Here is a 15,382-nt window from a genome sequence, read left to right on the forward strand (position 1 = left end):
GGCCGCGCCCAGGCCCAGGATCGCCCCGGCGATGGCGCCACCGTTCCCGCCGTCATGGTCATGGTGGTGCCAATCGCCGCCGCCATGCCATTGACCACGCGGGGGCGGCCCGCGGTAACCACCGTGCGGCCCGCCAGGACCGCCGTGCCATTGCGCCTGCGCGGCCGGCGCGGCCAGCAGGCCCACGGCCACTGGCACGGCGACGAAAAGCGACTTCAACGGCGACATTCCTTTACACTCCTTCGAAAGCGGCGCGCCCGTACCGGACTCCGCGTTTCATCTGGACGCAATATAGGCGGCGAAGATGACCGGATTGCGGCCCCGCCGCGGCGGAGAGAATGACGTTTTGGTTATCGCGGCATCCCTCGGCCCATTATCGTCTTCTATCAGCCGGTTATCACCGCGTATTCGCCGGCGCCGAAAGCGGCCAGAGTGCCCCGCGCCACCGCACGCCGATGCCGATCGTCAGCAATCCGCCGGCAACGCAATAGGCCGATGCGGTGGCATCGAAACCGAATCGGGGGATCAACGAACCCGCCGCCAGCAAGCCCAGCGGCAGGCCGTAGATCGCCAGCATGCGCACGCCCATCACGCGGCCGCGGAACTTGGCCCCGGCGCCGTGCAGCAGCATCACCGCCATGGGCGTCATCGACAGGCTCTGCGCCAGCCCCGCCAGCACCAGCGTCACCCGTCCCGCGTTGATTCCGGGCATGTGGACGAACACCAGCAGCATCACGTACCAGACGAAACTGAACGTGACCATCATCCGCGCCGGCCGGATCGAACGGCCGATGACGCTGATCAGGACGGAACCGGCCAGCGAGCCGATCGCGAAGCTGGCGGTCAACGTTCCGAGGCCGGTCTGTCCCACATGGTAGACGTCGCGCGCGACATAGGGCAGCAGCCCCAGCGTGAGCGGATAGGCGGTCATGTTGACCAGGAAGGCGAGCCACATCGCGGCCAGCGATTCGGGCGTGTCCCAGACATAGGCCACGCCCTCCCGCAGGTCGCGCCAGATCGACAGGCTGGCCAGCCGGGTGGCGGCCGCGTACGGGGCGCCCACGCCAAGGGTCAGAAGGCAGCCGATCGCATAGAAGACCGTCACCACGGCATAGGCGAACGGCAACCCTGCCGCCGTCACCAGCAGGGCACCGGCCAGCGGGCCGACGACGCGCGCGGAGTCCGACGTGGTGCGCGCCACGCCCATGGCGGCCATCAGCCGGTCTCCGGGCATCGTTTCGGCAACGAGCGCATTGCGCATCGCAAGATCGGACGGCCGGACGAGACCGTTCACGCCGGCGATGACCAGCGCGGCAACCGGGGTCAGCACATGCGCCAGCGCCATCAGCGTGATCGCGGTGGACAGCGCCGCATAGATCGCGCGCATCACGCACAACACGTTACGGTGCCCGAACCTGTCTCCGGCAAGGCCGAACATCGGCGCGATCAGCGTGCCGGCATACTGCAGCGATCCGTAGATCGTCAGCAGCAGCACCGATCCCGTGGCGGTCAGGATGTACCAGCCCAGGATCAGCACCTCCATCTCGATCCCCCAGGACGTCAGCAGGTCCGCCGGCCACTGGAACCGGAAGCTGCGGACCGCGAACGGTGCCAGGATCTCGGAGCGGCTGTTGCGCCCCGGTTGGTTCACGGCGGGCGCCTATCGGAACGGGATCGGATACATCAGCCCGCCCTTGCTCCACAGCGCGTTGTTGCCGCGCTCCAGCTTCAGCGAACTGCCCATGCCGACGTTGCGCTCATAGGATTCGCCGTAATTGCCGACCTGCTTGACGATGTTGAACGCCCAGGCGTTGTCCAGCCCCATCAGCTTGCCGAAATCGCCCGTCTTGCCCAGCAGGCGCTGCACGGCGGGATCGGCGCTGTCGGCCAGCATGGCGTCGACGTTCCGGGAGGTGACGCCATGCTCCTCGGCCTCCAGCATCGCCATCATCGACCAGCGCACCACGTCCAGCCACTGATCATCCGCCCTGCGGACCATCGGGCCGAGCGGCTCCTTGCTGATGCGGTCGGAGAGGATGACGAAGTCGTCGGGGTTGGGGACGCCGGCGCCGCGGATCGATGCGAGGTTGGAACTGTCCGACGATGCGGCATCGCAACGGCCGGACAGCATGGTCTTGATCAGCACGTCGGTCGTATCGAGCAGGACGATGTGGAACTCGATATCATGCTGCTTCATCCAGTCGGCGAGGTTCAGTTCGTGCGTCGAGCCCTGCAGCATGCAGATCGTGCCGCCCGCGAGGTCCGGCAGGTGCTGCACCTTGGCGTCCTTGCGCACCAGGAACCCCTGTCCGTCGTAGAAGTTCACCATCACCATGCGCAGCCCGATGGTGACGTCGCGCAGGAAAGTGTGGGTCGTGTTGCGCGACAGGATGTCGATCTCGCCCGACTGCAGGGCGGCGAACCGGCTGGTGCCGGTGGTGGGGACATAGCGGACCTTCTGGGCGTCGCCGAACACCGCCGCGGCCACGGCACGGCAATCGTCCACGTCGAGGCCGCGCCAGACCCCCTTGCTGTCGGGCATCGAGAACCCGCCCAGGCCGACATTGACGCCGCAGGCGACATACCCCTTCTGCCGGACGGTATCGAGCGTGGCGGCGTGGGCCGCCGACATGGCCAGCAGCAGCGCCGCGGCCAGGAGCAAGCGTCTGAACATGGACGTTCCTTAATGTTATGAGGCCATGTTGGCGGAACGCCGGGCGCAGGCCAAGAGGTTTTGCCGTCCCTTCCCGTTATGGCGCCCCGTTATGGCGCCCCGTCACGGCGCCCTGTCGCGGCGCCCTCTCATGGCCCGGCCAAGCAGGGCCATGACGGGGGTGGGCGGCCGCCGCGCCGCTCAGTGCCCGCCGGCGACCTCGATCACCGCGTCGACGGCGAACGCCCCCTGCCCCTCCGGCATGGCGAAGACCGGGTTCAGGTCGACCGACTGCAGCCGGTCGCCGGCCGCCGCGGCGAAGGCGGACAGGCGGGACAGCATCTCGGCCAGGGCCTTGATGTCCGCCTTCGGACGGCCGCGCGCGCCTTCCAGCAGCGGCGCGCCCTTGATGGAGCGGATCATCGTCTCGGCCACGTCCGGTCCGAACGGGCAGCGGCGGAAGACGACGTCCTTCAGGACCTCCACGAAGATCCCGCCCAGCCCGAACATCGCCATCGGACCGAACACCGGGTCGCGGTGGATGCCCAGGATGCACTCCACCCCGCCCTTGAGCTGCTTGGCGACCAGCACGCCCTCGATCCGCGCGTTGGGCGCCGCGGCGCGGGCGCGGTCCAGCAGGGTGGTGAAGCCGGACAGCACGGCCGGCGCGCCGGCGACGTCCAGCAGCACGCCGCCGATCTCGGACTTGTGCAGGATGTCCGGGGACAGGATCTTCATCACCACCGGGTAGCCGAAGCGTTCGGCGGCGGCGACCGCCTCATCGGCGGTGGCGCAGGCCGCCTCGGGGGCCGAGGCGATGCCGGCCGCGGCCAGCAGGCGCTTGGCTTCGGCTTCGGACGGCGTCGCGTGCGGCAGCACCACCGGCGGCACGGACGGCGCGGACGCGGGCTTCGGTGCCGCGAACGCCGCCCCGAACCGCCCCATCGCCTCGATGGCCGTCACCGCTCTGGTCGGATCCTCATGCACCACCCAGCCATCGGCCTCCAACTCGTCGCGCCGCTCGGGCGGGACGATGACCGACAGGGCGTAGAGCCGGCCGGGGTTCTCCGCCTTGGTGCGGTCCAACTGCTCCTTGATCTTCGGCCAGCGGCGGGATGACGCGGTCATGCTGAAGAAGCCCAGCACCGAGGCGTAGCGGCCCTCCACGACCATCGTGTCCATGAAGGTCTTGACCAGCTCGACGTTGTTGGACACCTGCGCCGTCGCGTCCACCGGGTTGCGCGGCCCGCAGAACGGCACCAGCGCGCGCAGCTTGTCCTGCGCCGCCTGGGGCATTTCCGGCATCGGCAGGCCCAGGCTGTCGGCCACGTCGCTGATCAGCACGCCCGCGCCGCCCGAGACGGTGATGACCCCCAGCGTGTTCGACACCGGATAGATCCGGCGCGTCGCCGTGTGGGCGATGTCCAACATTTCTTCGGAATTGCGAGCACGGTAGACCCCGAACTCCTTCATCACGGCTTCGGTCACCGCGTCGTCGCCGGCGATCGAAGCGGTGTGCGACTTCGCCGCCTTCCCGCCCAGCTCGCTGCGGCCGACCTTCTGCATCACCACCGGCTTGCGTGCCGCCCGAGCGGCTTGCAGCGCGGCGATCAGGGTCTTCGATTCACGGATGCCCTCGGCATAGACCGCGATGACGTCGACCTCGGGGTTCTCCGCCAGCCAGCCGATGCATTCGCCGACCGTCACGTCCGCCTCGTTGCCCGTCATCACGCACAGGCTGGCGCCGATATGGCGGTTGCGGGCGAGCGTATAGAGATGCGTGCCGTAGGCGCCGGACTGCGAGGCGATGCCGATGCGCCCCGGCACCGGCCAGCCGGAATCGAACGACGAGGAGAAGGTCGCGTAGTACGACCGGCCGGCGTCGAACACGCCCAGGCAGTTGGGACCCAGCAGGCGCATGCCGTGGCGGCGTGCCGTCTCCACCATCCCGGCCTGGACCGCGGCGCCCGCGTCGTCGACCTCGGCGAAGCCGGCGGTGAACATGATGACGCCCTTGCAGCCCTTGGCGCCCAGGTCGGCGATCGCCTGCGGCGCCAGCTCCGACGGGACGGCGACGATCGCGACGTCCGGCGTCTCCGGCAGGTCGGCCACCGTCGGGTAGGCCTTCAGCCCCTGGACCTCCGCCCGGTTCGGGTTCACCGGATAGAGCGTGCCGGGGAATTTCTGCGCCAGCATATAGGCGATGGGCCGGCCGCCGATGCGCGTCGGATCGGACGACGCGCCGAGGACGGCGATGGTCTTGGGAGCAAGCAGCGGCGTGAGGCCGGCGAAATTGGACATGGACGATTCCCGGGTATCTTCTTCGAGGGCGTCATAGTGAGGCGGAGATACGGGTGTGGCAACATCTGCCGCCCCTCGCATATTTGTTCCGATATCGGATCGCCTTGGCTGGCGCAGGCGCGGCGAAGATCGGCCGGCCAGCCAATGATCGATGCGACAAGTCCGGGGCAGACGGTATAGGCTCGATCCGCCGTCCCAACATCGGAACACGGGTGCTCGCGCGATGGGTCCGCTGATTCGCATTGTCCCACGAGGCAACCTCGGCAACCGGATGCTGCAATACATGGCAGCGTTGCGGCTGCGGCAGCTCGTCCCCGGTTCCGTCATCGAGCAGGTCGCGTTGCCGGAATGGACCCTCAACGTCCCCGCCTCGGCCCGTACCAAGGGATTGCTGCTGGTCGACACGGCCAGGAAGTTCGACCTGGCCATCCTCTCCGAACGCATGCGACAGGGCGATATCGGGGGCGTCGTGCTCCAGGATTACCTTCAGGACGTCCGGTTCTATGATGGTCCGGCCGCTTATCGATCGGTGTTCCGACCCGACGCCACGGACCTGACCGATCTTCCGACCTTCCAGGCAGGGGAATTGGTCATCAATGTCCGCGGGGGCGAGATTCTCCAGGGGATTTACCATTACCCGCTGGTCCCGATCCCCTTCTACCAGGACATCGTCCGCCAGACCGGCCTGTCGCCCGTCATCATGGGCCAGCTCGACGACGGCCCGTTCTGCACCGAACTGCGACGCACGTTCCCGAACGCGCGCTTCATCCCCAGCCAGGGCGCGATCCGGGACTTCCACATGATCCGCTCCGCCCGCCACGTCATCCCCAGCGTCAGCACGTTTTCCTGGCTGGCGTCCTGGCTGTCGGATGCCGTTACGATCCATCAACCGCTGCTTGGCTTCTACAACCCCTGCCACGAACCCGAGATCAACCTGGTGGCGACGGGCGACCCGCGCTGGAAGTTCTACCTGTTCCCGCTGTGCTACGGCATGCCGCAGGAAGAGACGCTCCGCTACTACAAGGAGGTTGGCGTCGTCTGGACGTACCTGCCCCACGAGCAGATTGCTTACATCGTCAACAATCGTCCCTTCGTCAGGACAGGGTCCGCCGTCCGCCGCCCGGACGTCGACTGGCGCTGGTACGTCAGGCAATATCCCAAGGCAGCGCAGGAGATCGCCGAAGGCTGGTACGAAGACGTCCAGCATCATTACGAGACCGTCGGTCACCTTCGCGGCTACCAGCCCGGGCCTTCCCGCCGGCACGACGCAACGCCTCCACCGGACCTGGCATTCGCCGGCGAGAACCTCGCCTTCAACCGGCCGACGTCGCAGAGCTCGGTGTCTCCCTACTCGCGCGCGCCCACGGTCGAGCGGGATTCCGCCGGGGCGGTGGACGGCAACCTCCTCGAACCGTTCGCCTTCCACACCAGCCAAGAGGACAAGCCCTGGTGGCAGGTGGAACTTGCAGGCCTGGCCTCGATCGAAGCGGTCGTGGTCTACAACAGGGTCGATCATCCCGTGCTGACGGCCCGCGCCGCACCGCTTGCCATCCAGTTTTCAAGCGATGGACGCGCCTGGACGACCGTGTATACGACGGAACCGGATGCCTGGATCGGCGGAGCGGACGGAAAGCCGCTCACGTGGCGGCCGACCGGGGCGCGGACCACGCGGTTCGTTCGGTTGCAGGTGCAACGGACCTCGTTCCTCCACCTGGTTGAGGTCCAGGTCTTCGGAACCCTTCTACCCGCAGGCTGACATCAGCCGGCCTCGTCTCCGCCCCCCTCCGCGCCCGCCATCCGCAGGAACGGACGCAGCGCCGGATTGCGGTTCCCGTCCTTCCAGGCGACGACCTGCTCGACCGGCGGCGCGTCGATCAGGTCGCGGAACGTCACGCCGGCCACGCCCAGTTTCCGCATCGATTGCGGCACCAGGGCGACGCCCAGTTCCTCGGCGACGAGGCTGACGATGGTCTGCTGCAACTGCGCCTCCAGCCGGATCGTCGGGGCGAAGCCCGCCGCCCGGCAGTAGTCGGCGATGGACGCACGCAGCATCGGCGCGACCTCCACCGGCGTGGCGATCAGCGGCTGGTCCGCCAGGTCCCGAGCCGCCACCGTCTGCCGCCGCGCCAGCGCGTGGTCGGGATGGACGGCGAGGCACAGATGCTCGCTGTGGATCACCCGCGTCTCCAGCCCGCGGATCGGACCGGGGTAGAACATGATCCCCGCATCGAACCGGCCCGCCAGCACGTCGTCCGGCAACGAGCTTGGCACCACCTCCTTCAGCATCAGGCTCACCTTCGGGAACGCCGTCATGAACCGCCGCGCGAGGGCGGGCACGACGGTGTAGGCGGCGTGCATCATGAAGCCGATCGAGAGCTCGCCCATTTCCCCCAGGTCGGCGAGGCGGGCGTTGCGGCAGGCCTGCTCGAACGCGGCGAGGACGGATCTCGAGTCTTCCAGGAAACGCTGGCCGGCATGGGTCAGCGCGGCCTGGCGCGAATGCCGTTCCAGCAGCCGGACGCCGAGGTCCTTTTCCAGGGCGGCGATCTGGCGGCTGAGCGGCGGCTGGCTGAGGTGCAGGCGTTCGGCGGCCTTGCCGAAATGCAGGGTCTCGGCGAGGGCGACGAAGTAGCGCATCTGGCGGATGTCGATCATGATACCGAAAAGGTATTGATAAGGGCAGAAATCGGCATTGGATTATATCGAAGCGCGGCGCTACGGCTAGGGCAGGTTTTTGACGAGATCCCTCCCATGCTGTCGCCCCTGCTGATCGTCCTGCCGATCTTCGGCCTGATCTTCGCCGGCTGGCTGGTGCGCCGTCTGGGCGTGCTGGGGCCGCACGCCACGACCGAGTTGAACCGGTTCGTGATCTATCTGGCGCTGCCGGCGCTGCTGTTCGACGTCATCGCCCATGCGCGGCTGGCGGATGTGTGGCAGCCGGGGTTCGTCGCGGCGTTCGGGCTGAGCGCGGCGGCGATGTTCCTGCTGACGCTGTGGCTGCCGCTGCTGCGGCCTCGGCACTTCGTCGACGCGGTGATCGACGGGTTGAACGCGGGGTATGCGAATGTCGGGTTCGTGGGCTTCCCGCTGACGCTGGTGGCGCTGGGGCGGGCGGCGCTGGCGCCCACGCTGATCGCGACGATCATCACGGTCTGCGTGCTGTTCGGGATCGCGGTCGTGCTGATCGAGATCGGGCTGCAGACCGAGAAGCGGCGGCGGCACCTGGTGGCGAAGGTCGGGGGGTCGCTGCTGCGCAACCCGCTGCTGGTGGCGCCGGTGCTGGGGGCGTTGGTGCCCGTGTGCGGCCTGGCCGTGCCGGCGCCGGTGGAGAGTTTCCTGAAGCTGCTGGGCGGCGCGGCGTCGCCTTGCGCGCTGGTGGCGCTGGGCCTGTTCCTGGCGGCCGAGCGGCCGGCTGCGAGGGATGCGGCGTCGCGGCGGGATTTCGGGGTGTCGGCGCTGCTGGTCGGGTTCAAGCTGGTGCTGCAGCCGGTGGTCGCGTGGGTGCTGGCGGCGCTGGTGTTCCAACTGCCGCCGCTGCTGACGCATGCGGCGGTGCTGCTGGCGGCGCTGCCGACCGGGACGGGACCGTTCATGCTGGCGGAGTTCTACCGGCGGGAGGCCGGGGTGACGGGCCGGGTGGTGCTGGGGTCGACGGTGGTTTCGGTGGTTACGATCACGGGGTATCTGGGGGTGGCGGGGTAGCGGCACCGGCCGGCCTTCATTGCGTCACCCTTCAGAACATCGAACAGGCGCGCTGGCGTCCGGCATATCGCCTCGTTCCATCAGACTGACGCTCCCGGCCATAGTCTTGGCGGACTCTATCGGCCTCGGACGAAGCGGACTTCGAGATGTTCGCGCGCCAGGCCCGGCTACGCCCCCTACAACAACCCCGCCCCGGCCTCCGCCGCGAACCGGGCCGGATCGCCTTCCCACACCACCCGGCTGTGCTCCAGCACATACACCCGGTCCGCATGCGGCAGCGCGAACGTCACGTTCTGCTCGCCCAGCAGCACGGTGATATCCGTCGTCTGGCGCAGCGTCTCCATCGCCTTCGACAACTGCTCCAGGATCACCGGCGCCAGCCCCAGCGTCGGCTCGTCCAGCACCAGCAGCTTGGGCCGCATCATCAGCGCCCGCGCGATCGCCAGCATCTGCTGCTCGCCGCCGGACAGGGTGCGCGCGGCCTGGCGCACGCGTTCCTTCAGCCGGGGGAACAGCCCGAACAGCCAGTCCAACTGGGTTGCCGCGTCGCCCACCGTCAAATGCTGGCCGCCCAGTTCCAGGTTCTCCCGCACCGACATGTCGCCGAACAGTTCCCGCGTCTCCGGGCACTGCACGATGCCCGCCCGCGCGATCCCGCCCGCCGTCATCCCCTTCAGCGGTTCGCCTTTCCATTCCACCGTCCCGGAATACGGCACCAGGCCGGAGATCGCATTGAACAGCGTCGTCTTCCCCGCGCCGTTCAACCCGACGACCGAAACGAACTCGCCCTCGCCCACATGGATCGAGACGTCCTCCAGCGCCGTCGCCTTGCCGTACAGCACGCCGATCCCCCGCACGTTCAGCAGCGGAGTCCGTCCCTTCCCTTCCCGCTCGGGCCGCGCCGCCGTCTCGATCTTTCCGCCCAGGTAGACGCGGCGGACGGTTTCGTTGGACATCACCTCTTCGGCGGAGCCTTCCGCGACGTGCTCGCCCAGGTACATCGCCTTCACCCGGTCGACCAGCGCGGCCACGCCCTTCACGTTGTGGTCCACCAGCAGCACCGCGTGCCCGTCCGCGCGGAAACTCGCGATCAGGTCGGAGAAGTCGGCGACCTCCGCCGCCGTCAGCCCGGCGAACGGCTCATCCACCAGCAGCACCTTGGGGTTGCGGGCGATCGCCTTCGCCAGCTCCAGCCGGCGCAGGTCGGCGAAGGGCAGCGTGCGCGGCAGGCGGTTCACCACCTGCGCCAGTCCCACCCGCGCCGCGATCTCCTCCGCCCGGCGGGTGACGCCGTGGTCGGTCGCCAGCATCAGCAGGTTGTCGGGCAGCAGCGCGAGCTTGATGTGCTCCAGGATCGTCTGCCGGTGCAGCGGGTGGCTGTGCTGGAACACCAGCCCGACGCCCAGGCGGGCGATGCGGTGGGTGGGCCAGCCCGCGACCTCGGTGCCGTCGATCCGCACGGAGCCGGCATTGGGCCGCTCGATCCCCATGATGCACTTCATCACGGTGGACTTGCCGGACCCGTTCGGCCCGATCAGCCCGACGATCTCCCCCGCGCTGACGGCCAGGTCGATGTCCTTGACCGCGACCAGCCCGCCGAAACGCTTGGTCAGGCCGGTGACGTCCAGAAGCGCGGTCATTCCGACCCTCCGGAATGCAGGATGCGGCCCATGAAGCCGCCGGGGAAGAACAGGATCACCAGCAGCGCGACGGCGGAGACGACGAAGGTGGAGAGCTGGCCCAGCGGCCGCAGGACCTCGCCCGCGCCGATCAGGAAGATCGAGCCGACGGCCGCGCCGAGGATGGTGCGCCGCCCGCCCAGCACCGCGGCGATGATGACGTTCACCCCGACCGCGATGTCGACCACCGTCCCGACCGAGGCGGTGCCCAGGTAGAAGATCAGCATCGCGCCCGCCAGGCCCGAAAAGAACGCGCTGATGCAGAACGCCGCCAGCTTGTGCTTGGCGACGTTGAAGCCCAGCGCGGCGGCCTCGACGGCGTCCTGGCCGCTGGCTTGGAGGATGAGGCCGACCGGCGAGCACGACAGTCCGTACAGGACCGCGCCGCTGACCGTCATGAAGGCCAGCGCGTAGTAGTAGTTGGTGGTGTCGTCGATCGCGAGGATGTCGGGCAGGTCGAGCCCGATCTCCCCGCCGGTGATGCCGGAGAACAGCACCAGGATGTTCTGCAGCAGCAGCACCGCGACCAGGGTCACCAGGCCGAAATAGGGACCCGTCAGCCGCAGCGCCGGCACCGCCAGGATGACGCCGGCGACCACCGCGGCCAGGGACCCGGCGGCGAGGCACACCGGGATCGGCAGGTTATAGTAATGGTTCAGCAGCGCCGCGGCATACGCCCCTACGCCGATCAGGAAGCTCGGTCCGAAATTGACCTCGCCCGCGAAGCCGAACAGCAGGTCCCAGGACATCGCGAAGACGGCGTAGTAATAGGCCAGCGTCAGCAGGCCCAGGATGTAGCCGCCGACGCCCAGCGGCAGCAGCGCCATGACGACCAGCGCCGGGACGACGACCAGGAAGGTGCGGGAGCGGACCATGGCTTACCTCCTTCCCAGCAGGCCTTGCGGCCGGACATAGACGACGATGACCAGCAGCAGCAGCACCGGCACCGTGCGGATCGACGGGTTCACCAGATAGGCCGTGACCGTCTCCAGGTAGCCGACGACATAGGCCGCGATCAGCGAGCCGGAGACGCTGCCCAACCCGCCCAGCACGACGATCGAGAAGGCGCTGGCGGTCAGCGTCCCCGCGTTGGTGGAACTGACGCCCAGGAACGCCCCCAGCAGCACGCCGGCGATGCCGGTCAGCACGCCGTAGATGGCCCAGACCAGGACATAGATGCGCGACAGCTCGAAGCCCAGCAGCGTCAGGCCGCGCGGGTTCATCGAGGCCGCCAGCAGCGACTTGCCGGTGCGGGTGCGGTTGACCAGCAGGTACAGAAGGCCGATCGCCAGCCACGACACGCCGGCGGTCAGCACCTCGTTCCACGGGGTGCGCACGCCCAGGATGCTGACCACGCCGTCGAGCAGCGGCGGTACGGTCTTGGGGTTGTCGGTGAAGACGTAGGCCACGGCCTCCTGCAGCATGATGCCCCACAGCAGGGTGCCGGTCAGGACGAAGATCTCCTTCTCCTCGCGCGGGATGGCGCCGGAGTTCTGGATCGGCCGGACGATGACCCGATAGGTGAAGAACGCGCAGGCCAGCGCCGCCGCGATGCCGGCCGCGCCGCCGATATAGGGTCCGGTGCCATAGGTGCCGGCGACCCACCAGGCGATCACCGCGGCGACCACCATGATCGCGCCATGCGACAGGTTCAGCACGCCGGAGACGCCGAACATCAGCGTGAAGCCGGTCGCGCCCAGGGCATAGAGGCTGCTGATCGCGAACCCGTCGATCAGGATCTGAAGTGCTTGCATGACGGTCCGAGGTCGAGGAGTTGGCGGCCGCGCCAACGGCCGCGCCAACGTAAGCAAAAAGCATGCACCACCGCCTCACCCGTCATGGCGGGCGAAGACCCGCCATCCACGACGCGCGGTGCTGGGGGAGAGGCAGTCGCGGATGGCAGAGCCTGGTTCGGTCACGACGGGGCGCGATGCATGCGTCCGGGGTTAGCGTCGCCGTCCCGTCACTGCGGCAGCTTGGTGAAGGCGGGGAACTTCATCTTGCCGGTGGCGACCTTGGCGGGCCAGATCGTGACCTGCTTGCCGTTCTGCCACTGCGCCATCAGGCCGGTGATATAGCCGTCACCGATCCGCATGCCGTGGGCGAACTGATTGTCCTTCGGCAGGAACTCGATGCGTCCGATGGTGCCGACATAGTCGGTCTTTTCCATCGCCGCGACCATCTTGTCCGGGTCCGTGCCGCCGGCCCGCTTGATCGCGTCGGCCCACATGAACACGTCGTCATAGGCCTGGTACGCGGCATAGCCGGGGGCGGCGCCGTATTTCGCGGCATAGGCCTTGGCGAACGGAATGGTCTTCGGCGTCACCGCCACGTCCGGGGCGGCGACCACGTTGAAGATCACGCCGTCGGTCGCGCCGTTGGTGTCCTTCCAGAAGGTCGCGTTGGTCGCCTGGCTGGACACGCCGTACATCGGCATCGGCACCTGCTGCTGCTGCCACTGCACGGTCGGCTGCACGCCCACGTGGCTGATGCCGGTGACGATCACGTCGGGCTTCTCACCCTCGATCTTGTTGTAGATCGGCGTGAAGTCGGTGGTGTCGGGCGACAGGCGGATATGGTCGACGACCTTCAGGCCGGCGGCGGGCAGGCATTTTTCATATTCGGCGTCCAGCGGAATGGTCCAGGCGGCGTCCTCGCTCATGATGACCGAGGTCTTCATCTTCAGGTCGTCCACCATCAACTGCTTGGCGGCGTTGCAGACCACGTCGGCGATCTGGGTGGAGGCCAGGTAGCCGTGGAAGACGTATTTCATGTGGTCGTAGTCGTCGTGAACGCGCTTGGTGATCTCGTTGCTCGCGGCGCCGGGCGTGATCATCGGCATGTGCAGCCGGCCGGCCCAGGGCTCCAGCGCCAGCACGACTTCCGAGATATAGGACGCGATCACCGCCGAGACCTTGTCCTGCTGCGCCGCGCGCTGGAACGCGCGCACGGCGTCGGAGGCGGAGCTGTGGTCGTCATAGGCGACGATCTCGATCGGACGGCCGTTCACACCGCCCTGTTTATTGATTTCTTCTGCTGCCATCTTCGCCGCGTTGGGGATGCCGACGCCCGAAATCGCCGACTCTTCCGCGATGACGCCGATCTTGATCGGATCGGCGGCCTGCGCCGCGTGGGCCGTCAGAGCCAAGGCAAGGGCGGCGCCTGCCGCGCCAACAGTCTGCGTGAGTCGCATTGGTACGTTTCCTTACGTCCGCATGAACCGCCGCTATTCGTGCGGCGCGCGCGGTCAATGCGGCAAAACGCAGTACCGATGCAACCCCGTTTTCACAAAATACGCAGTGAAACGCAGAAGAAAGTGCGTGTGTTACGATAACGCCCCGTTCATCCCCCCATCGAACGCTGCAATCCCAGAAGGTCCAGCGACTCCGGCTCTTGTATCCCGACAATTGTCAAGCCAGCGTGTATTTGACCCCTGTGATGCGCTTGATGGTTGAAGAAATGCGTCAGGGCTGGCGCCAGCCTTTGGTGGAAGGTCTTGCCGGTGGAGTTCCGGTAGGCGATTTCCCGCCGGTAGTCGGGAATGGATGTAACGAAATCGAAAATCCGCTCGTCCTCTTTCCCACGCGCCGCGCGCAACTCTTCGAAATCGTCATGCAAAATCTGATTCAGCCGCTCGGGTTGCGGACCGTCACCGGTGAAACGACGCATCCAGATGTAGTCGGCGACCAGCAGATGATTGAGCGTCCCGTGGATACTGGAAAAGAACAAGCCGATCGGACGCTTGCGCACATCGTCGGACAGCGACGCGGCATCCTTGTAGAGCCGCGCGTTCGCCCAACGGTTGTAGGCGGCGAGTTCATCGAAGCGTTCCTTGAGCATGGTGTCTTCCATCGGTTTCCATCTCCTCGCTGGAATGGTGTGGACCGGCGGTGTCCCCGTCGGAAGCGACCGCGCGGCACCGACGCCGACCAAGACGGGCGCCGACCACGACGGGCGCCGACCACGACGCGGGAACGCATTCGCCTCTCCCGATGCCCATAGCGACACGTCAAGCCACGGCGGCGCCGACTATTCCGAGTCCCACTCTGGCGCGACAACGGGCAAACCGGTTAATGAGAAGGCACGCGTCGAAAATGAGGTTTTCTCATGCCGACTCCCTCCTTGCGCGCGCTGCGCGCCCTCGCGGAAACGGCCCGAGCGGGCAGCCTGGCAGGGGCGGCCAGGGCGATGAACATCACGCCGTCGGCCGTGTCGCATCTGCTGCGGGACCTCGACCTGGCCCTGGAAGTCAGCCTGTTCGCCGGCAAGGGACGGCTGACGGAGACGGGCGAGCACCTGGCCCGCCGGCTGACCGCCGCCTTCGACACGATCGACGGCGCGGTGCAGGAGGCACACCGGGCGTCGGCCGATATCCGCGTCTCCACGCTGTCAAGTTTTCTCACCCTCTGGCTGGTGCCCCGGCTCGGCCGCTTCCAGGCGGCGCATCCACGGACCCACCTGCTGCTGTCGACCGGCACCCGGCCGGTGGACTTGGCAACGGAACCGTTCGACTGCGCCATCCGCTGGGGGCGCGGCGGATGGCCGGGGCTGCGGGCGACGCTGCTGTTTCCGGAGCGTCCGGTGGTCGTGCTCAATCCTCGCCTGCTGCGGTCGGACACGCCGGCGCACGACCTGCCGCGGCTGGCGGGGCGCACCCGTCCCGACGACTGGCCCCTGCTCGCCCACGCGCTGGGCTGGTCCGACCGGCCGCCGTTGATGACGCTGGAGACACGGGCGCTCGCGGTGCAGGCCGCCATCGCCGGGATGGGCGCGGCGGTGGTCGACCGCAACCTGGTCGCCGACCTGGTCGGGACCGGCGTGCTGACCGAGATCGCACCGCCCGACCCGATCCGCACCGGGGAAGGCCACTGGTTCGTCACGCTGCCTGAAAGGCTGCGCCAACGCCCGATCCGGCGGTTCCGCGATTGGCTGGCGCAAGAGACGCAGCCGGATCATGGCGACGCGGAGGGTCTTCCGCCCTCGTCGGCGCAGGGCCCTGCAACGCAGGTCCATGTGACACCCCGCGCCCGGCGCAAATAACCTCTTC

The 15,382-nt window shown here is 67.9% G+C and carries 12 protein-coding genes and 1 pseudogene; 3 read left to right on the top strand and 10 right to left on the bottom strand.

Translation table 11 applies throughout. The features are described from left to right. From VHB27_RS23890 to VHB27_RS23905, 4 genes and pseudogenes are all read right to left on the bottom strand, one after another. A pseudogene (locus tag VHB27_RS23890) lies at positions 1-219 on the bottom strand (hypothetical protein); the annotation flags it as partial. 178 nt (positions 220-397) lie between these two features. Beyond that, positions 398-1,651: an MFS transporter gene (locus VHB27_RS23895; protein ID WP_325605358.1), complete on the bottom strand. Its 1,254-nt coding sequence runs from the start codon at positions 1,649-1,651 to the stop codon at positions 398-400. 9 nt (positions 1,652-1,660) lie between these two features. Then, positions 1,661-2,674, bottom strand: coding sequence for an amino acid ABC transporter substrate-binding protein (locus VHB27_RS23900; RefSeq protein ID WP_325605360.1), 1,014 nt, complete (start codon positions 2,672-2,674; stop codon positions 1,661-1,663). Between the two features lie 180 nt (positions 2,675-2,854). Then, on the bottom strand, positions 2,855-4,954 hold the full coding sequence (locus VHB27_RS23905) for an acetate--CoA ligase family protein (protein WP_325605362.1): 2,100 nt from the start codon (positions 4,952-4,954) through the stop codon (positions 2,855-2,857). 223 nt (positions 4,955-5,177) lie between these two features. Here VHB27_RS23905 and VHB27_RS23910 point away from each other — a divergent pair, with 223 nt between their 5' ends. After that, positions 5,178-6,710, top strand: coding sequence for a discoidin domain-containing protein (locus VHB27_RS23910; protein ID WP_325605364.1), 1,533 nt, complete (start codon positions 5,178-5,180; stop codon positions 6,708-6,710). Between the two features lie 2 nt (positions 6,711-6,712). On the opposite strand, the gene VHB27_RS23915 is transcribed toward VHB27_RS23910, so the two are convergent. Then, entirely contained in the window at positions 6,713-7,609 is an 897-nt protein-coding gene (locus VHB27_RS23915) for a LysR substrate-binding domain-containing protein (protein ID WP_325605366.1), read from the bottom strand. Positions 7,610-7,705: 96 nt separating this feature from the next. Between VHB27_RS23915 and VHB27_RS23920 the strand changes: the two genes are divergently transcribed. Next, entirely contained in the window at positions 7,706-8,656 is a 951-nt protein-coding gene (locus VHB27_RS23920) for an AEC family transporter (protein ID WP_325605367.1), read from the top strand. 176 nt (positions 8,657-8,832) lie between these two features. On the opposite strand, the gene VHB27_RS24840 is transcribed toward VHB27_RS23920, so the two are convergent. The 5 genes from VHB27_RS24840 to VHB27_RS23945 form a co-directional block, all read right to left on the bottom strand. Next, a complete protein-coding gene (locus VHB27_RS24840; protein WP_325605369.1) occupies positions 8,833-10,296 on the bottom strand; it encodes an ATP-binding cassette domain-containing protein in 1,464 nt (487 codons plus the stop codon). Then, on the bottom strand, positions 10,293-11,210 hold the full coding sequence (locus tag VHB27_RS23930) for a branched-chain amino acid ABC transporter permease (protein ID WP_325605371.1): 918 nt from the start codon (positions 11,208-11,210) through the stop codon (positions 10,293-10,295). Before VHB27_RS23930 ends, VHB27_RS24840 begins: the two co-directional genes overlap by 4 nt. 3 nt (positions 11,211-11,213) lie before the next feature. After that, positions 11,214-12,089 carry a branched-chain amino acid ABC transporter permease gene (locus VHB27_RS23935; RefSeq protein WP_325605373.1) on the bottom strand — a complete coding sequence of 292 codons (876 nt, stop codon included), beginning with the start codon at positions 12,087-12,089 and terminating at the stop codon, positions 11,214-11,216. Positions 12,090-12,298: 209 nt separating this feature from the next. Then, positions 12,299-13,528, bottom strand: a complete 1,230-nt coding sequence (locus VHB27_RS23940) for an ABC transporter substrate-binding protein (RefSeq protein WP_325605375.1) — start codon at positions 13,526-13,528, stop codon at positions 12,299-12,301. A gap of 149 nt (positions 13,529-13,677) precedes the next feature. Beyond that, positions 13,678-14,187 (bottom strand): DinB family protein, encoded by a 510-nt coding sequence (locus VHB27_RS23945; RefSeq protein WP_325605377.1) that lies wholly within the window; start codon positions 14,185-14,187, stop codon positions 13,678-13,680. 255 nt (positions 14,188-14,442) lie between these two features. Between VHB27_RS23945 and VHB27_RS23950 the strand changes: the two genes are divergently transcribed. Then, positions 14,443-15,375 carry a LysR substrate-binding domain-containing protein gene (locus VHB27_RS23950; protein ID WP_325605379.1) on the top strand — a complete coding sequence of 311 codons (933 nt, stop codon included), beginning with the start codon at positions 14,443-14,445 and terminating at the stop codon, positions 15,373-15,375. Positions 15,376-15,382: the final 7 nt, after the last annotated feature.

Source organism: Rhodopila sp. (assembly GCF_035548235.1).
In the GTDB taxonomy this organism is placed as follows: Bacteria; Pseudomonadota; Alphaproteobacteria; order Acetobacterales; family Acetobacteraceae; genus Rhodopila.